Genomic DNA, 19,023 nt, shown 5'->3' with positions numbered 1-19,023 from the left:
GCCGTTTATCATCGGCTGTTCCACGGTTCACCACTTCCGCTCGCGGGGAAAACCATGCGTAAGCTGATCGCCACCCTCGTCCTCGTCTTTACGTCCGCTCTTGTTTTTGCGCAGATGGTCTCGCCCGCCATCGACCGGCCCGGCGAGCCGTTCTCCTACTTCAGCCGCCCGACCGACGTCATCGGCGTGATGGACGCGCCAACGGCGACGCTGGTCAGCCCTGAGGGCTTTTACTACACCGGCTACGGCGAACTGATGTTCTTTACCGGCAGTCCTTCCGAGCCGATTCACGCGCGCGTCAAGACCCTGATGCGCGGCTACCTGCCGGTCATTGAATATGACGTGGTCCGCGATGGCGTGCAGTACCACTTCATGTCCTACGCGGCCACGCTCGACGGCACCCCGGAGGGCACACTGGTAGACTTCATCCGCGTGCGCGTGACCAACCGCAGCGGTGCGCCCCGCGTGGCGTGGCTGGGAACGGCCATGCGCTATGAGCCTGGGAGAGACAACCCCGATGGGCGCGGCGTGGCCGATAACCGCTATTTCCGCCCTGCCGAGGCGCGCTACAAAGGGGCCTACCGCCAACTGGGCGAGAAGTTTTCCGCCGACTGGGTCTACGGCTTCAGCGCGGACGGCTTCACACGCGGCGGCAAGCTCCTGTATCTCTTTCCGCAGCAGCCCGCGCACACCACCCACCTGACTATGCAGGAGGGCTACCACGAACCGAGCAACCTTGAGGCCCGCAAGCTGAACGTGCTGCCCACTACGCCGATGGGCTACGTGCAATACAAGTTGCCGCTCGCCGATGGAGCGGAGGAGGTCCTCGACTTCAAGCTGCCGGTGGTGCCGCCCGTGCAGGATGCGCCCGAGGCCACAGCCATCCGGAGCGCCGACTTCCACGAATACCTGGGCCGCACCGCCGCCTATTGGGAGCAGATCTTCGCGCGCGGGCTGGAGATCACGGTGCCGGAAGAGAAGGTGAACGATGCCTTCAAGGCCAACCTGGTCTACGACCTGATTGCCCGCGACAAGCTCGGCCCTGACTACGTGCAGACGGTCAACAAGTTCCACTACCATGCCTTCTGGCTGCGTGATTCGTCCTACATCGTGCGCATGTACGACCTCTCCGGATACCCGGACTTCGCGCGTCAGGTGCTCGACTTCTTCCCGCGCTGGCAGCAGGCGGACGGCAACTTTGTCTCGCAGGGCGGCCAGTTTGACGGTTGGGGACAGGTGCTGTGGGCCTTTGGCGAGCACTACCGCATAACCGGCGACCTTAAGTTCGCCGAGAGCGTCTTCCCCTCGATTCGCAAGGCTGTCGTGTGGCTGAAGCAGGCGCGCGCCGCAGACCCGCTGCACGTGATGCCGAAGACCTCTCCGGGCGACAATGAAGACATCAGTGGTCATGTGACCGGGCACAATTTCTGGGCGCTCGCCGGGTTGAAGAACGCCATTCTGCTGGCGGACGCGCTCGGCGAAAAGAAGGACGCCGCCGATTTTCGCCGTGAATATGACGAGTACTTCGCGGCTTTCCGCAAGGCGCTGGCCGAGCAGACGAAGACGACCGGCGGATACATGACGCCCGGCCTCGAAGGCCCCGGCGGCCAGGATTGGGGCAACATGCTCGCCGTCTACCCGGAGATCATTCTTGATCCGCACGATCCGCTGGTGACGGCCACGCTCAACGCCACGCGCGCCAAGTACCAGGAAGGCATCATGACCTACGGCGACGGACGCTGGCTGCACCACTACCTCACCTTCAAGAACACGGAGACCGAGACCATCCGCGGCGACCAGCAGTGGGCGGTCGAGGAGCTCTACGCAACGCTCATGCACACCAGCTCCACGCACGCGGGTTTTGAATTCGCCATACGCCCGTGGGGGCTGCGCGACTTCAACCTGAACCTGTCGCCGCACGGCTGGTACAGCGCCAAGTTCCGCGCCGCGCTGCGCAACATGCTGGTGCGCGAGCAGGGCAATGACCTGCATCTGCTCTCGGTGATTTCGCCCGAATGGGTGAAGCCCGGCGAGACGATCACCGTGAAGCGCGCTCCCACTGAGTTCGGCGCCATTGAGTTTGCGCTGAGCATCCGCAGTGAAACCGAGGCGGTGCTGGAGGTGAGCGGTGACTTCCGCCGTGCTCCGGCCCACACCTACGTTCACCTGCCGTGGTTCATGGAACTGGATGGCGCGAGCGTCGACGGCAAGCCGGTGAAGGTAATCGCGCTCGGCTCCATCACGGATGCGCCGGGCACGAGTTCACGTGTGATCGAGCTGCCTGCAACGGCCAAGAAGCTCGCCCTGCGCTGGCACCGCAAGAGCAGTACGCCAACACTCAGCTACGAGCAGACGGTTGAAGACTACCTGCGCGAGTACAGCCGGCGGTACCAGAAGTTTCTGGAAACCGGCGACAACGGCGCGCCGAATCAGCAGCCGTAACGGAAGTTCAACGTGATTAAGAAAGCTCGCGGGGCGTTTGCCTCGCGAGCTTTTTTGTTTGCGTTCGATCTAGCTGGGGCGGACGGTCGTCCAGATCATCGCCGCCGTCAGCACGATCATGATCACGCTGGTGGAGACCGCAATGATGTTGGCACCGCGCGAGTTCGTGTAGCGCCCCATCAGCTCCCGCCGGTTGATCAGCTTGAGCATGAAGAAGAGCACGAACGGCAGCAGCATGCCGTTGGCCACCTGCGAAAGCAGGATGAGCTTGATCAGCGGCAGCTTGGGGATGAGCACGATGGCGGCGCCGAAGACCACGAGCAGCGTATAGATCGAGTAGAAGATCGGAGCCTCGCGGAACTTGCGGTTCACGCCCGATTCAAAGCCTAGTCCTTCGCAGACGTTGTAGGTCGTTGCCAGCGGCAGAATGGCCGCCGAGAGCATGGCGGCGTTGATCAGCCCGACAGCGAACAGGATCGAAGCGAAGCGTCCTGCGAGCGGACGCAGCGCGGCGGCGGCATCGGCCGCGTCGTTGATGTCGTGAATGCCGTTGGTGTAGAGCGTGGCGCCGCAGGCCACGATGATGAAGAACGTGACGATCTGCGTCATGAAGCAGCCGCCGATCACGTCCCAGCGGCACAGCTTGTACTGCTTCTCGGTCACGCCTTTCTCGACCACCGACGATTGCAGGTAGAACTGCATCCACGGCGTGATGGTGGTGCCGATGAGGCCGACGACCATCACGTAATACTCGGAGCCGTGGAGACTGCCCGGCGCGACCGTCTTGTGCAGCACCTCGCCCCACCGGGGGTGCGCCAGCATTGCGGAAATCGGATACGACAGGTACACCAGCGAGAATACGAGCAGCAGCCGCTCCACCGGCTGGTAGGAGCCAAAGACGATCACCAGCCACACGATCAGTGCGCCGATGGGCACCGCAATGTATTTGCTGACGCCGAACAATTCCATGCCGCTCGCGATGCCCGCGAACTCCGCCGCGATGGTGCCGAGATCGGCCAGGCCGAAGACGATCATGGTGAAGAACGTGGCGCGCAGGCCGAACTCTTCGCGGATGAGGTCGCTGAGGCCCTTGCCCGTGATGGCGCCCATGCGCGCGGACATTTCTTGGATGACGATGAGCGCGACCGTGGTCGGAATCAGCGTCCAGATGAGGGAATAGCCGAACTTTGCGCCGGCCTGTGAATAGGTGAGGATGCCGCCGGGGTCGTTATCGACGTTGGCGGTGATAATACCTGGACCGATGACAGCTAGCATGCTCAGCAGGCGATACTTGAGCAGGTTCGCGGGACGGCGGATTTCTTTCAGACGCACTTGGCACCTCCTGTCCGGAATACACACGGACACGGCCGCGGCACAGGGCGCGCACGGCGATTTGTGGACGGTGGAAGCTAGACGATGTGGGTCTAGTTCACTCGCTCAGACGAACGGATTGCTCCGCTGCGGCGAGTGCCAGTGAGGAAGGCTACAGCCGCGGACGGAGCGCTTCGAGGAACCTACTCGGAGGTTCGGATTTCTTTGGCTCTGTCATAAATTGATGTGCCGCGAAGAAGCGGCCTCTTCCAAAGTAACACACCACGCGTGGCATTCGCGCACTTCGCTGTCGAGAAAAGTCGGTCGTGCGTCACACTGCTAGACCTTGAGAAATATCTTCTTGCGGTAGAGCGCATATGTGGCGAGCCAGCAGAGGCCGACATAGGTGACAGCGTAGGCGAGCGAGGCCATCTGCGGCGGCTGTATGCGGCTGAACAGCGTGCGGAACCACCAGTCGTTCACGCTGAACTTGCCCGCGGCGTCTAGATAGATGTTCCAGCTTGTCTGCACCAGAAGCTCGCTGAGCGCATAGGCAAAGATGGCGTTGCTGCCAAAGACCACGGCAGGCCACGTGGCGCGGGTGCCCACCCGCCGCACATCCAGCAGCCAGTAGCAGAAGGCGAGTGTGATCATTGCCAGCCCGACTGTCAGCAGCACGTAGCTGCTCGTCCAGAGCTTCTTGTTGATGGGGAACCAGACGTTCCATACCTGAGAGAGCACGAACAGGGCAGCGCCAACACCTGCCAGCCGTTTGATCAGCCTCATCGGCGTGGCCTTCAACTCGCGAATCCACTCGCCCACCATGATGCCCGCCAGCGGGTTCACAATGGCCGGAAGTGTGCTCAGCAGGCCCTCGGGATCGCGCACGCCCTCAAATAGGTGCCCCATCATCACCTTGCGATCCAGCCACGCGGCTAGGTTGTTGTCTGGATGCAGCAGCGGAATATCCACGCCCGGCACGCCGAAGCCCGGCACTGGCACAAAGCGCATCATCACCCAGTAGCCAATCAGCAGAGCCGCCATCCACACGTAACGCGCACGTCGCGACGAGTAGAGGTAAATGAGCGCGGCCGCAAAGTAGCAGAGCGCGATGCGCTGCAGCACGCCCGGAATGCGCCACGTCGCCAGGTGATAGTTGGGGAAAGGGAAGATCAGCAGTCCGAGAACGAAGATGATGGCTGCCCGGCGTGCCGTGTGCCCCAGCAGCGCCAGGCGGCTTTCGCCGCGCTCTATGCGAGAGGCCGTGGAGAGCACGATGGAAACGCCGACGATAAAGAGAAAGAACGGGAACACGAGGTCGGTCGGCGTCCAGCCATTCCACTCGCTGTGCACCAGCGGCCAGTAGCTCGGCCCGTGTCCGTTGTTCACAAGAATCATGAACGCGACGGTCAGTCCGCGGAAGACATCGAGCGAAAGCAGGCGTTGTTTGGGTGCGGCAGGCGGGAGCGTCTCAGCGTGGGCCATGTTGCCCGCATTATAGGAGGCGGGGCCGCAGGGGCAAAGTGCGAAGCGAAAGACAGGCTGTTATATGCGGGGTCCGCGAAATGCAAAACTCCTGATGGCGCAAAGAAGTTCCTTGCAACGGCTTGCAGCCTGTTTACAATGCAGAGTTGTTTGCCTGCGGCTGAAGCCTCGGCCGTGGGCCACCTGATTGCTGGAGCGCCTTCCTACATGGCTACTGCCGCGTCCGAACCAAAATCCCTCCCCGCCAATGCCTACCGGGAGCTTGCTCCCGGAGAAACCTACGAACCGCTGGTTCCGGCCACGGAGGAGCCGCCGGAGTCGACTTGGCGCGCGATCCTGTGGGGCACGCTGCTGTGCATCATCTTCAGCGTCGCCTCGGCCTACTCGGCCCTCAAGGTCGGGCAGGGCATGGAAGCCGCCATCCCGATCTCTATCCTCTCCATTGGACTGGCGCGCGTCTATCAGCGCCGCTCCACGGTGCTGGAGAACATGATCATCACCGGCATGGGTGGAGCCTCGGGCAGCGTGGTGGCTGGTGCGGTCTTTACCGTGCCCGCGCTCTACATCCTGCATCTTGATCCTCACCCGGTGCAGACCATCTTCATCTGCCTCGCCGGTGGCTGCCTCGGCATCCTGTTCATCATTCCGCTGCGTCGCTACTTCGTGCGCGAAATGCACGGTAAGCTGCCATTCCCGGAGGCCACGGCCATCACCGAGGTGCTGGTGACGGGCGAAAAAGGCGGCTCGCAGGCCAAGCTGCTCATTCAGGCCACGGGCATCGCCGCCCTCTACGACTTCATCACCACCACCTTCCACGTCTGGAAGGAGTACCTCGACTTCCAGTTCGTGCCGGGCATCCGCGCGCTGGCCGACCGCGGCAAAATGGCGTTCAACTTTGACGCCGTCAGCTTCATCCTCGGCCTCGGCTACATCATGGGCTTCCGCGTGGCGCTCATCTTCTGCGCCGGAAGTCTGCTCGCCAGCTTCGTCATGGTGCCGCTGATCTGGTTTGTGGGCGCGCATCTGGACGCCGCCGTCTACCCCGGCACGGTGCCCATCGCGCAGATGTCGGCCCTGGCGATCTATCGCAACTACGTGCGCTTTGTCGGCGTGGGCGCCATCGCCAGCGCGGGCATCGTCGGCATCATCAAGAACCTCAAGGTCATCGCCGGTTCGTTCGGCATCGCGCTGCATGCCTTCCGCCACGGAGAGGCCGCGCACACCGAGCGCACCGACCGCGACATGTCGATCATCGCCATACTGGCCGGTGTGGTCTTCGCCTCGCTCTGCGTCGCCATCTTCTTCGGCCAGCTTCACGTCTCGCTGGCGGTGGTCATCATCGGCCTTATCCTGACGCTGCTGTTCTCGTTCTTCTTCACCACTGTGGCGGCCAACGCCATTGCCACCACGGCCAACAATCCGGCCAGCGGCATGACGTTGCTGACCGTCATTGTCAGCGCGCTTGTGCTGCTGAACTTCGGACTGAGCGGCACCACCGGCATGTTCTTCGTCATGGCCATTGCCGGCATGGTCTGCACGGCGCTGTGCGCCTCGGGCCAGTTCGTCACCGACCTCAAGTCCGGCTACTGGCTCGGCTCCACGCCCGCCAAACAGGAGAAGCTGAAGTTCATCGGCGTCATTGCGGCAGCCATTGCCGCAGGCTTCACCATCATCCTGCTGGCCAAGGTCTTCCAGTTTGGCGAGGCCATGCCGGGTGACACGCGCCAGGTGCTGGTGGCTCCGCAGGCGTCGGCCCTGAAGGCGATCGTTGTCGGCTTCATGAGCCGCCAGCCGGTGGCCTACGCGCTGTTCGGTATCGGCGCCATCATCACCATCATTCTGGAGATGCTTGGCACCTCGTCGATGGTCTTCGCCCTTGGCATCTATCTGCCGTTGGGGCTGACCGCGCCCATCCTCGTCGGTGGCTTCCTCTCGCACCTGGTGAACAAGCGCGCCAGCAAGATCGATGGCGAGCGCGGCACCACCATCCGCGAGCGCGGCGTCATTCTCGCCGGAGGCCTGATGGCGGGCGGTGCACTCGGCGGTGTCTTCGGAGCCGCTCTGCGCGTGGTGCCCAGCTTCAAGGAAGAGTGGATACAGACGCCGTTCTACGGCAATGAGAGCATCGCGCAACTGGTCTCGCTCGTGCTCTTCTTCGGCCTCTGCCTGTACATGTATTTCGGCTCCATGGCCAAGCCGAAAGAGAGACAATAAAATTTCGCGTCTGACGCGAAAGGACATGGGAGATTCTCGTGAAACCTTCTGATCTCGCAATTGCAAACGCCATTCTCGGCGTGGACACTCTCTGGGGAGGCGATGTGCTGTGCGCCTCCGGTACCGGCCGCTTCATCGCCGACTCCTGGTTCAGCGACGAGCCGCTGCCCGAGGCTTACACGCTCGCCAGCGCCAAGGCCGTGCGCGACGCCGGTGGCGTTACCGGCAAGGACCATGAGGCCGTGAAGCGCTATCTCGGCGACTTCCGCATGACCTTGATTCACTCCATGGACGAGCTGGCGGCCGAAGCGCGCCGCGCCGAACCCGTGCGCGCCGCCTATCTCGAAGGCCTGCATCTGTGTCTGTGGACGATGTGGGAGCTGGCGATGGAGACCTTCGGGCAGGGGCCGGCGGTGCCGTATGAGCGCGCCGTCATGGCCTCCACCGGCCGCGCGCCGGAGCCAAGCAACCCGGCGGCGAAGAAGGATCTGCTGGCCAAGCTGCTCGGCAAGGAAGGCTTTGCCGTTGCCACGCCAGAGCAGTTGCTGGCCTCGGTGGACGCCTGGCGCAAGCAGCGCGTTACGCCCATGGCCTCGGTGCGCGCCCTCAGCGACGCCGTCATCGCCTACTTTGACAATCTCTGCCGCAAGAACCTGACACCGTATCTGCCGAAGGAACTGGAGACGGTGCCGCGCGCCAACATCGAGTTCCTGCCCATCAAGGACGCATGGTTCTCCGGTTCCATGAACTACGTGGGCCGCAAGCGCAACGCGGATGGCTCTCCCCAATACGAGGCCACCTACGAGATCAACGCGTCGCTGGAAATCAGCGTGCCGGAGTTCCAGCAGCTCATCAGCCACGAGGTCGTGCCGGGACACGTCACAACCTTTACCTACCTGCAGAACCTGTATACGCGCGGACTGGCGGGCTTTGAGGGCACGGTGCTGACGATGAACACGCGCGCCGCCACGCTCTTTGAGGGCCTGGCCAACAACGCCATCCTCATCGCGCACGGAGCCACCGAGATCGATCAGCTTCCGGACGACGATATGAAGGTCGGCGTGCTGCTGGCCCTGTTGCAGGACGATGCCAAGAACCAGTCCAGCTACCTGACCTGGCAGGAGAAGCGTGAGCAGCCCGAGGTTGCCAAGGTTCTGCGCAATGACTTCCTCGTCAGCGAGGAGCGCGCACAGAAGCTCTCCGGCGCGTGGGGCAAGCACCCGTTGCTGGGACGCATGTACCTGCCTGCGTACCGCTCCGGTACCGTGCGCGTGGCCGAACTGCGCCGCAAGCATGCGCCTGAGAAAGTGCTGCCTGCGCTCTACGGCTGCCGCGGACTGGTTGACATTGAAACCATCGAGAAAGTGCTGGAGTAAGAGTTTCGAAAGGTTGCAGAAGGTTTCGTAAGGTTTCAAATTCCAAGGCTTTATCGATTGAAGAGTGTGTCCCACGCAGGTGTATTGCTTGCGTGGGGCATTCGTTTTTCGCGTCATTCGGCACGCGGGCTCGTGCGGGTTGCGCTGCGCTCCGGGCCGTTGTTTCCCTGTCACTAGGTCCGTTTGCCGCGTCATCCTGAGCGCAGCGAAGGATCTGCTTCTGGTCTCCTGCGCGCGGACTGTTGGCCCGGGGGCCGGGAGCGTGCTGAATCACTCCGCCTAATCCTGCCTGTCGCTTTGTTTTGATAAATCAGTATGGCTAATGACAACTGCGAAATTAGAAATTTGATTTATGCACGCCGGGGCCATAGTATCACTCCATCGCGTTCTTGACCGGCCTGCCGGGCCATCGCAAACACTGGAGACTTTGAGCAGAGAGCAACGCAGTTCGCGTCCGTGTCGAGCCACATCCAAACGAATGTGCGCGGCGGGCTGCGGCGGTTGCCAAAGCCAGTTGAGAAACGCCGGGTTGTTCAGCAAGAGTGAAAGTGTTAACCTGCGGCACCATGAAAATCAGCAAACAAATTCGCGACAATGCTTCCGCCCTCGACGCGCAGGAGCAGGTCCGCGTGCTGATTTCCCGACTGCCTATTATTAGCCTCCTTCTGGTACTCGTACTCGTAATCCGGGGCGGTGCAGGGGCTTAGGCTTAAGCAAGAAACAAGTTTTGAAAAGCCACCGCCCCTCACCAGAGACGGTGGCTTTTCTCTTTTAAGACGGAAATAACTCAGAAACGGAAAGTGCGAATTCATGGACTCGAAGACCAAGCGTAGAAGCAGCAGCATCATTGAAGGCGCCAGCCGCGCCCCGGCCCGCGCCATGCTGCATGCCGTCGGTTTCACCCAGGAAGACCTCAACAAGCCCATCATCGGAATCGCCAACACCTGGACCGAGATCGGCCCGTGCAATTACCACCTGCGCGAGCTGGCCGAGTGCATCAAGCAGGGCGTACGCGACGCCGGCGGCACGCCGATGGAGTTCAACACCGTTAGCATCTCCGACGGCATCACTATGGGCACCGAGGGCATGAAGGCTTCGCTCATCAGCCGCGAGGTCATCGCCGACTCCATCGAACTGGTATCGCGAGGCAACATGTTTGACGGCGTGATTGCACTTTCCGCCTGCGACAAGACCATTCCCGGCACCGTGATGGCGCTCGCCCGCTGGGACGCGCCTTCGCTGATGCTCTACGGCGGCTCCATCGCGCCCGGCAAGTTCCAGGGCCGCGACGTGACCGTGCAGGACGTCTTCGAGGCCGTGGGCGCGCACGCGCGCGGCGTGATGAGTGACGCCGAATTGCAGGACATTGAAGACCACGCCTGCCCCGGCGCCGGCGCCTGCGGCGGCCAGTTCACGGCCAACACCATGTCCATGGTCTGCGAGTTCCTCGGCATCTCGCCGCTCGGCGGCAACTGCGTGCCGGCCACGCTGGAGGCCAAGAAGAAGGTGGCCTACGAAGCGGGCAAGCTCATCATGGAGCTGGTGAACAAGGACCTGCGCCCGAGCCAGATTGTCACCAAAGCCTCGATTGAAAACGCCATCGCCAGTGTCGCTTGCACCTGCGGCTCCACCAATGCCGTGTTGCACCTGCTGGCCATCGCGCACGAATTCGGAGTCGATCTCTCCATCGACGATTTCGACCGCATCAACTCCAAGGTTCCCGTCATCTGCGACCTCAAGCCGGGTGGACGCTTTATGGCAACCGATCTCTACAAGGCCGGCGGCTCGCCGCTGGTAGCCAAGCGCCTGATGGAAGGCGGCCTGCTCAACACCGACTGCCTCACCGTGACCGGCAAGACGATCGGCGAAGAAGCATCCAAGGCCCCGGAGACGCCCGGACAGGAAGTGATCTGGTCGGTGGCGAAGCCGGTGAAGCCGTTTGGCGGGCAGGTGATTCTGAAGGGTTCGCTTGCGCCGGAAGGCTGCGTGATGAAGCTGAGCGGCCACAACACCATGCACCACAGCGGCCCGGCTCGCGTCTTTGATGGCGAAGAAGCGGCGTTCGCGGCCGTGGAGCAGGGAAAGATCAAGCCCGGCGACGTGGTCGTCATCCGCTATGAAGGGCCGCGTGGCGGTCCCGGCATGCGCGAGATGCTCGGCGTTACGGCCGCCATCAGCGGCATTCCCGAGTTGAGCAACACGGTGGCGCTGCTGACCGACGGTCGCTTCTCCGGAGCCACGCGCGGCCTCGTCGCCGGACACGTTTCTCCTGAGGCGGCGCTCGGCGGGCCGATTGCCGTTGTCCGCGAGGGTGACATCGTGACCTTCGACGTCGCCAGCCGCACGCTCAACGTGGAGATCAGCCAGGAAGAGATTGCGCGCCGCTTCAAGGAATGGAAGGAGCCGGCTCCGCACTACACCAGCGGCGTTTTTGCGAAGTACGCCGCCATGGTTTCGTCGGCCTCCAAGGGCGCGGTCACCACGCCTCGTTTTGACAAGTAGCAAGGGCGCATTCGGCCTCAAGTGAAAGGAATGCATGAGCGAACAGAAGTCCAATAAAATGACCGGCGCTGAAATTGTGTGGGCCTGTCTGGAGCGTGAAGGGGTGAGCGTGGTGTTCGGCTACCCTGGCGGCGCCATCCTGCCCACCTATGACGCGCTGAAGCACTCGTCCATCCATCACGTGCTGGTGCGCCATGAGCAGGGTGCCACGCATATGGCTGACGGCTACGCGCGCGCCAGCGGCAAGGTGGGCGTGGCGGTTGCCACCAGCGGCCCCGGCGCTACCAATATGGTCACCGGCATCGCCACCGCCATGCTCGACTCCATCCCCATCGTCTGCATTACCGGGCAGGTGGGCAGCAAGCTGATCGGCACCGACGCGTTTCAGGAAGTCGATATCACCGGCGTCACACTGCCGGTGACCAAACATAACTACCTGGTCACGCGCACCGCCGACGTGGCGCGCACCATCCGCGAGGCGTTCTACATCGCGCAGTCAGGCCGCCCGGGACCGGTGCTGATTGATATCACCAAGGATGCGCAGCAGGGCACGGCCGAGTTCGACTGGGAGGCCGCCGAGCCGCAGCTCCCTGGCTATCGTCCCGACCTTTCGCCCGAGGAGGCCGAGTATCAGCAGGCCATCGAGCTGATGCACGGCTCCAAGCGCCCGGTCATTTTTGCCGGTCACGGCATCATGATGTCCGGTGCAATGGACAAGGTGAAGGATCTGGCGGAGAAGGCGAACATTCCGGTGGCTACCACGCTGCTCGGCATCGGAGCCTTCCCGGCCAACCACGCGCTGAACCTGGGCATGATGGGCATGCACGGCGAGGCGTGGGTCAATCAGGCAATTCAGGACGCGGACCTGCTCATTGCGCTTGGCATGCGCTTTGACGACCGCGTGACCGGCAACCTGAAAACCTACGCTCCGAACGCGAAGAAAATCCACGTTGAGATCGACCCGTCGGAGATCAACAAGAATGTGAAGGTCGACGTGGCTCTGGTCGGCGACCTCTGCGACGTGCTCGAGCGCATTCTGCCGTCGGTGGAAGGCCAGGAGCGCAAGGAGTGGTTCGACCACATCCACGGTCTCAAGGGCGAATCCGCCGTGCGCGACATCCAGAACCTGCCGGACAACGGACACCTCTACGCGGCGCACGTCATCAACGATCTGTGGCGCGAGACCGAGGGCAAGGCGCTGGTGGTGACCGACGTGGGCCAGCACCAGATGTGGGAGGCGCAGTACTACAAGCATGACGCTCCGCGCACGCTGCTGACCTCGGGCGGCCTCGGCACCATGGGCTTCGCCATGCCGGCCTCCATTGGCGCAAAATTGGCCTGCCCGGACAAGGAAGTCTGGGTGGTGGTTGGCGACGGCGGCTTCCAGATGACGTTGTGCGAGCTGGCGACGATGATGCAGGAAGGCTTGAAGATCAACATCGCCATCATCAACAACGGCTACCTCGGCATGGTGCGCCAGTGGCAGGAGTTCTTCTACGAGCGCAACTACCAGGCCACGCCCATGCTCAGCCCCGACTTCACCAAGCTGGCCGAGGCTTATGGCGTGAAGGCCTTCCGGGTGAGCGAGCGCGCGCAGGTGGAGACCACCGTGCGTGAGGCCCGCAAGCATCCCGGTCCCGTACTCATTGACTTCCGCGTTGAGCAGGAGGATTCGGTGTATCCGATGGTTCCTGCCGGTGCGGACCTGCACCACATGATCCGGCGTCCCAGCCCGATCGTGGAGACTGCGGCGGACGTGTAACGATGCTGAACGTATTCGTGGTTTACGTGGAAAACAAGCCGGGCGTGCTGACGCGGGTTGCATCGCTGTTCCGCCGCCGCGCCTTCAACATTGATTCGCTGACCGTGGGCCGCACGGAGAAGCCGGAAGTCTCGCGCATGACCATCGTCGTGGATACCGACGCCGACGGCGCGCGCCGCATCGAGGCCCATCTCTACAAGCTGGTGAATGTGCTGCTGGTGGAGAACATTACCGGCGACCCGTCGATCCAGCGCGACCTCGCGATGATCAAGGTGGCCTGCAATCAGGACTCGCGTCCGCAGGTGCTCGACCTGGTCAACGTATTTCGCGGGCGCGTGGTCGATGTCGCCACCGACTCGCTGACGGTTGAAATCACCGGCACCGAGGAGAAGATCGACGGCCTGCTCGACGTGCTGCGGCCTTACGGCGTGCTGGAAATGGTGCGCACCGGCCTGGTGGCCATGCGCCGTGGCGCCAAATCGCAGAAGGAAGCTAACGCCACCGCCGCCATCTTCACCGACGACAGCAGCGTTTCCTATTCGGTGTAACCGCTCCGGCCGAAGTCAGGCTGAACGCAGATTTTTTGCTAACGAGATTCAGGAAGGAAGAAAGAGGACGAATTCATGGCTTTGAAGATTTATCACGACAACGCGGCGGACCTCACCCTCATCCAGGCGAAGAAGGTCGCCATCATCGGTTACGGCTCGCAGGGACACGCCCACGCACTGAACCTGAAGGACAGCGGCGTTGACGTTCGCATTGGCCTGCAGGAGGGCAGCAAGTCGGCCGCCAAGGCGCGCAACGCGGGGCTGGTGGTGGGTTCGGTCGACGAGGTTTCCGAGTGGGCCGACGTCATCATGATCCTTGCGCCGGACACCGCGCAGGCCGACATCTACTCCAAGCACATTGCTCCGCACCTGAAGGCCGGCAAGATGCTGATGTTTGCGCACGGCTTCAACATCCGCTACGGCACCATCACCACGCCGAAGGACGTTGACGTGACCATGGTGGCGCCGAAGGCTCCGGGCCATCGCGTCCGCGAGGTCTTCCAGGAAGGCGGCGGCACGCCGTGCCTGCTGGCCGTTCATCAGGACGCCACCGGCAAGGCGCACGCGCTCGGCCTCTCCTACGCCAAGGGCATCGGCGGCACCCGCGCCGGCGTCATCGAAACCACCTTCACCGAGGAGACCGAAACCGACCTGTTCGGCGAGCAGGCTGTCCTCTGCGGCGGCGTCAGCGACCTCATCAAGGCCGGCTTCCAGACGCTGGTGGATGCTGGCTATCAGCCGGAGATTGCCTATTTCGAGTGCCTGCATGAGCTGAAGCTGATCGTCGACCTGATCTATCGCGGCGGTCTCAGCTACATGCGCTATTCGGTCAGCGACACCGCCGAGTACGGCGACTACACCGCGGGTCCGCAGGTCATCGGCCCCGAGTCGAAGGCTGCGATGAAGAACATTCTTACCGCCATCCAGGACGGTACCTTTGCCAAGAACTGGATTGAGGAGAACAAGACGGGCCGCAAGACGTTCGAGACCATGCGGTTGAAGGAACAGGAACTGCTGATCGAGGAAGTCGGCGCCAAGCTGCGCTCGATGATGTCCTTCATCAACCCGATCGACGCGCGCAAAATGCAGTCGACGGCCAACGCCAAGAAATAGGCGTTCCAGCGCTTCTGGGATTATTCACGGAGAGCATTGCTCCTGGGCCGTCGTGAGACGGCCCTATTTTTTGTTTTCTGCGGGGCATTCCCGGGGCCGCTGCGTGAAGGCCTGCGGCTATCAGGCCGCAGTGGACTCTCGCGCTCCACAGTTGCGAGCCGCGGTGCGAAAAACCTCACGGAATCCACAAGTTGCGGGCGGGTTTTGTCGGAAGATTAGGAAGTTTTCAGTTGACCGAAACGGGCCTATCCGAAAGAATCAAAAGAGCAACTTCAAGTGCGGGGGCATGCACTTTCCGGCCATGCCCCCGTTTGCTTGTGCCGATTGAAATTCCTGCCGGAGAGGGTGTTCTTATGGCGCCGCCCATTGCGTGGCGGCAGGGCCGTGGTGTGTGAGTCCTGCGCTGTGACATTTGCCGCGCCGTGAAATACACTAGTGCAACGCGAGAGTTGGTGTGTGCCTTGCAATCACCGCCGGACGTGACGGGGATTCCCGGTGTCCGGCAGGGAGACGTAAAGTGGCCTTTGCACGGTGTTTGACGTGCATCGGGCTGCGGCGAGGCGTACCAGTCGCGTCTTTGGTCTGGCATTCATGCGCGCCCTTCGCGCGCCAGCTGTTCGTTTGGGAGAAATATTGCTGATGAGACTCCGTTCCTCCGTTGCTTGCTTGCTTCTGGTGCTGGTCTGCATGCTGCTGGGCACAACCTGGGCCCAGACCGTCGCGCCCTCGGTCCGAGTCGTTTCCGCTGTGAACAACTCCGAGCGCGTTGCCCTTGAGAACAGCACCTCGCGCCTGCTCAAGCAGAGTGTGGAAACCGGACGTTTGGCTTCGGGCACCAGCCTGGGCCGCATGATCCTGATGCTGGCTCCCACGGAGCAGCAGGACGCCGCTGCCGCCGCGCTGGTTGCGTCGCAGCAGACGTACGGCTCCGGCCACTATCACAAGTGGCTGAGCGCGTCGCAGTTTGGCGCACGCTATGGCGTCGCCTCCACCGACGTGGCGCAGGTGCAGGCCTGGCTTGAGAGCAACGGCCTCACGGTGAATGAAGTCGCCGCCAGCCGCCGCTTCATCGTCTTCAGCGGCACCGCGGCGCAGGTCGAGACGGCCTTCGGCACCGAGCTGCACACCTACACGCTGAACGGACAGAGCTACATTGCCAACGCCTCCGCCATCACGATTCCGACGGCGTTGCAGGCGGTCGTCAAGGGCGTGGTTTCGCTGACCGGCAACCCGGCGGCGAACACGGTCGCCACTGCCGCTACCGGCACCATCAACAGCAAGGGCGAGATCAGCTTCGCCACCGGCACGCGCGCCATGGCCCCGGCCGACTTCGCCACCATCTACAACGTGAAGTCGCTGTGGAACAACGGCATCGACGGCACGGGCCAGAGCATCGCCGTCATCGGCCGCTCGGCCATCGACACCGCCGATATTGCCGACTTCCGCTCGGCCTACGGTATGTCCGCCACCTATCAGGCGAACCTGCCGAAGGTGATCCTGAACGGCGACGTGGCGCAGAACTCGAGCTACGCGCAGTCGGTGCTGGACGCAACTTGGGCCGGCGCTGTGGCGCCCGCCGCGAGCATCTACTACGTTGCCAGCCAGTCGAGCTTTGGCGACGGCGTGGCTGTTTCCGCCGCCTACGCCGTGGACCACAACCTTGCCCGCGTCGTCACCACCAGCTATAGCGAGTGCGAATCCTCGATGGGGCTGGCCGCGCAGTTCTACCGCGCACTGTGGCAGCAGGCCGCCGCGCAGGGCATCACCGCCGTGGTTTCTTCCGGCACCAGCGGCGCGTACGGTTGCAACGTCTCCGGTTCGACCGGAGCCTTCGTCGCAGCCGGTTCGGATGTGAACGGTCTGGCCTCTACGCCTTACAACGTCGCCGTGGGCGGCACACAGTTCAGCGATTCCGACAGCACCGCCTACTGGACGACCACCTCGGACAGCACGCAGTCTTCGGCGAAGAGCTACATTCCGGAAGCAGTGTGGAATGAGACGAGCAACAAGCTCGCGGCCTCCGGCGGCGGCGCCAGCAGCCTGTGGAGCCAGCCGACGTGGCAGACCGCCAGCGGCGTCAGCACGCTGAACAGCTACCTCCTCGCCAATGTCTTCTTCGGTGTCGATTACTCGAACCTGGATGGCGCGGGCACCGGCTACTACACGCAGGCCATGCGCCTGGTGCCGGACGTCTCGCTGGCTTCGGCCTCGCATGACGGTTACGCCGTCTGCCTGAACCGCTCCTGCTCGAATGGCAGCATCTACACTCTGAACGGCGCGTCGGCTTCAAGCTCCGCCTTCGCTGGCATGCTCGCGCTGGTAGCCGAGAAGTCCGGCAACAGCCGCGGCCTTGGCAGCGCAGCCTCGGTGCTGTACACGCTCTATAACAAGGAAGCCTCGAACCACACGATCTTCCACGACATCACCAGCGGCACCAACGCCGTCACCGGCAATGGCAAGGTCGCCGAGTCGGTCGGCACCGCCACGGGCTTGAAGGCCAATGCGGTCATGGTCGCCGCCGATTCCAGCACCTACGGTTACAGCGCGGGCACCGGCTATGACCTGAGCACCGGCCTCGGTTCGGTGGATGCTTCCGCCCTGGCGACCGCCTGGAACACGGCGCGCGCCAATGCGACTGGAACCACCACGACCACCACGACGCTGGCCACGAGTGCAAGCTCAGCGGCCGCTGGCACGGTCGTGACCTTCACCATCACCGTCACCAGCGCGGGCGGCGTTACGCCGACCGGTACGGTCACGCTGACGGAAGGCAGCAGCACCGTAGGCTCGGCTGGCTTGACGGCCAGCTCCACCACCGGCGTTGCGACGGCGACCATCGCCTCCAGCGGCCTCAGCGGCGGTACCCACTCGCTGGTTGCCAACTACTCGGGCGACAGCAACAACGCCGCATCGACCTCGACGACGCTGGTTCAGACCATCAGCGACTTCGTCTTCCAGGTGGTTCCGTCCACGATCAGCATCACGCGTGGCGACTCCGGCCAGGCGGCAGCCAATGTGATTCCTCTGGGCAGCTTTACGCAGAAGGTTACCTTCAGCTGCGTGGGCCTGCCGGCGAATGCCACCTGCACCTTCAGCCCCACGTCGGTTACTCCGGACGGCATCAACCCGAGCAGCTCTACGCTGACGATCTCGACGGTCGCCGGTTCCACGGCTAGCTTGGGTCCGAAGCCGTTGCAGAATCGCTGGGTGCTTGCTTCGGGCGTGGCTTTTGCGGGCGTGCTGGTTGTGCTGCCGTTCGGCAGCAGCCGTCGCCGGCGCTTCGCCCTGCCCATGCTGCTCATGATCCTGATGTTCGTACTGGGTGGCGTCAGCTGCGGAGGAAGCAGCCGCAGCACCTGGGTCAAGACCGGCACCTATACGGTGACGATCGGCACTGCGGTTGCCTCGGGCACGCCGCACACCGCTACGCTGACCATCAAGATCACCGATTAATCAGACGCGGCCTCGGCCGTGACAGAATCGAAGCCCCGCCAACCAGCGGGGCTTTCGCTTTGTGGCGCGAACGTAATGGTGTGCGGACTACGGCGCGCAGAGCATGACTTTGCGGCCTTTCAAGTGTGGAGAGAAGCGATGAACTCCAGCCTGGATTAGCGGAGCACGAAGGCCACAATTGTTTCGCCACGGCGGCCAGTGGCGCGGCGCAGTTGCCGGTCGAGCTTTGCTTCCAAGCCATCAGGGTCTGGAACCATCTCGCATTGCGCGATCTTCTCCGGGGTGGTCCTGCGGTAGCACAGTTCGCAGACGCCGAGGCCCTCGCCGCTGCGCACGGGCGGGCCAAATATGCGGCAGGTCATGGGGCGCCACGCATAAACGTCGCAGAGTCCGGTTGCGGGATCGAGCGCCGGGCAGACGGCATCATTGGCGTAATCCTCAAATGCCTCCTGAGAGTGGCGGTCGGTGGCAAGCAGGCCTGTGCGGCGATCTCCAGGAAAGTCTGCGGAGATCTGCTGCCACGTCCGCCGGGCGCGGGCCTTCACCCGCTGCGCGCGTGCCGGATCGGAGACTGCGAGTTCACGCATGCCAGCCTTGAGCCGTGCGGCGTCCAATTGCGAGACAGGGAAGACTCCGACGCAGCACTGGGTGCATCCCGGCTTGCACTTCAAATGAGTGCCACTGCGCCGGGAGGCATCGGCAAAGGCCGCGTCGACAGTTCGCCGCAACTCCTCGTCCTTTGCCCGCAGCGTGGCGAACGCCTGCGGAGCACGACGGGCGGGCGCAATCTGCGTGAGCCTGGTGGCGTCCGGCATGA

Annotated in this window: 11 protein-coding genes; 8 read left to right on the top strand and 3 right to left on the bottom strand. The window is 63.0% G+C overall.

All coding sequences use genetic code 11. The features are described from left to right. Positions 1 to 54 precede the first annotated feature (54 nt). The gene (locus tag AC6IZO_RS06425; RefSeq protein WP_497809148.1) at positions 55 to 2,442 is read left to right on the top strand and encodes a glucosidase family protein; all 2,388 of its coding nucleotides are present in this window, start codon (positions 55 to 57) and stop codon (positions 2,440 to 2,442) included. Between the two features lie 69 nt (positions 2,443 to 2,511). On the opposite strand, the gene AC6IZO_RS06420 is transcribed toward AC6IZO_RS06425, so the two are convergent. Together AC6IZO_RS06420 and AC6IZO_RS06415 are read right to left on the bottom strand one after the other, a co-directional pair. Beyond that, positions 2,512 to 3,774, bottom strand: a complete 1,263-nt coding sequence (locus AC6IZO_RS06420; protein ID WP_497809146.1) for an Nramp family divalent metal transporter — start codon at positions 3,772 to 3,774, stop codon at positions 2,512 to 2,514. A 318-nt stretch (positions 3,775 to 4,092) separates the two neighbouring features. Continuing rightward, positions 4,093 to 5,238, bottom strand: coding sequence for an acyltransferase family protein (locus tag AC6IZO_RS06415; RefSeq protein ID WP_497809144.1), 1,146 nt, complete (start codon positions 5,236 to 5,238; stop codon positions 4,093 to 4,095). A gap of 150 nt (positions 5,239 to 5,388) precedes the next feature. On the opposite strand from AC6IZO_RS06415, the gene AC6IZO_RS06410 reads away from it, so the two are divergent. The 7 genes from AC6IZO_RS06410 (at position 5,389) to AC6IZO_RS06380 (ending at position 18,206) form a co-directional block, all read left to right on the top strand. After that, positions 5,389 to 7,452: an OPT family oligopeptide transporter gene (locus AC6IZO_RS06410; RefSeq protein ID WP_497809142.1), complete on the top strand. Its 2,064-nt coding sequence runs from the start codon at positions 5,389 to 5,391 to the stop codon at positions 7,450 to 7,452. A 38-nt stretch (positions 7,453 to 7,490) separates the two neighbouring features. Beyond that, entirely contained in the window at positions 7,491 to 8,828 is a 1,338-nt protein-coding gene (locus tag AC6IZO_RS06405) for a hypothetical protein (protein WP_497809140.1), read from the top strand. A gap of 810 nt (positions 8,829 to 9,638) precedes the next feature. Beyond that, on the top strand, positions 9,639 to 11,330 hold the full coding sequence (ilvD, locus tag AC6IZO_RS06400; protein WP_497809138.1) for a dihydroxy-acid dehydratase: 1,692 nt from the start codon (positions 9,639 to 9,641) through the stop codon (positions 11,328 to 11,330). A gap of 34 nt (positions 11,331 to 11,364) precedes the next feature. Next, complete coding sequence (gene ilvB / locus AC6IZO_RS06395; protein ID WP_497809136.1) at positions 11,365 to 13,092, top strand: biosynthetic-type acetolactate synthase large subunit; 1,728 nt, start codon at positions 11,365 to 11,367, stop codon at positions 13,090 to 13,092. A 2-nt stretch (positions 13,093 to 13,094) separates the two neighbouring features. Further along, complete coding sequence (gene ilvN / locus AC6IZO_RS06390) at positions 13,095 to 13,640, top strand: acetolactate synthase small subunit (RefSeq protein ID WP_497809134.1); 546 nt, start codon at positions 13,095 to 13,097, stop codon at positions 13,638 to 13,640. 75 nt (positions 13,641 to 13,715) lie between these two features. Continuing rightward, complete coding sequence (ilvC, locus tag AC6IZO_RS06385) at positions 13,716 to 14,753, top strand: ketol-acid reductoisomerase (protein ID WP_497809132.1); 1,038 nt, start codon at positions 13,716 to 13,718, stop codon at positions 14,751 to 14,753. Positions 14,754 to 15,392: 639 nt separating this feature from the next. Then, on the top strand, positions 15,393 to 18,206 hold the full coding sequence (locus AC6IZO_RS06380; protein ID WP_497809130.1) for a protease pro-enzyme activation domain-containing protein: 2,814 nt from the start codon (positions 15,393 to 15,395) through the stop codon (positions 18,204 to 18,206). Between the two features lie 155 nt (positions 18,207 to 18,361). Here the strand turns inward: AC6IZO_RS06380 and AC6IZO_RS06375 are convergent, their stop codons facing one another. After that, positions 18,362 to 19,021 carry a YkgJ family cysteine cluster protein gene (locus AC6IZO_RS06375; RefSeq protein WP_497809128.1) on the bottom strand — a complete coding sequence of 220 codons (660 nt, stop codon included), beginning with the start codon at positions 19,019 to 19,021 and terminating at the stop codon, positions 18,362 to 18,364. Between the last annotated feature and the right edge of the window lie 2 nt (positions 19,022 to 19,023).

The organism is Oryzophilus luti, assembly GCF_059726245.1.
This window is presented reverse-complemented; position numbering and strand designations above follow the sequence as displayed.

Bases quoted from the DNA above. Each gene is read 5' to 3' on its own strand.
- AC6IZO_RS06425 (WP_497809148.1), top strand. From the start codon at position 55: ATGCGTAAGCTGATCGCCACCCTCGTCCTCGTCTTTACGTCCGCTCTT.
- AC6IZO_RS06415 (WP_497809144.1), bottom strand. From the start codon at position 5,238: ATGGCCCACGCTGAGACGCTCCCGCCTGCCGCACCCAAACAACGCCTG.
- ilvD (WP_497809138.1), top strand. From the start codon at position 9,639: ATGGACTCGAAGACCAAGCGTAGAAGCAGCAGCATCATTGAAGGCGCC.
- ilvB (WP_497809136.1), top strand. From the start codon at position 11,365: ATGAGCGAACAGAAGTCCAATAAAATGACCGGCGCTGAAATTGTGTGG.
- ilvN (WP_497809134.1), top strand. From the start codon at position 13,095: ATGCTGAACGTATTCGTGGTTTACGTGGAAAACAAGCCGGGCGTGCTG.
- ilvC (WP_497809132.1), top strand. From the start codon at position 13,716: ATGGCTTTGAAGATTTATCACGACAACGCGGCGGACCTCACCCTCATC.
- AC6IZO_RS06380 (WP_497809130.1), top strand. From the start codon at position 15,393: ATGAGACTCCGTTCCTCCGTTGCTTGCTTGCTTCTGGTGCTGGTCTGC.
- AC6IZO_RS06375 (WP_497809128.1), bottom strand. From the start codon at position 19,021: ATGCCGGACGCCACCAGGCTCACGCAGATTGCGCCCGCCCGTCGTGCT.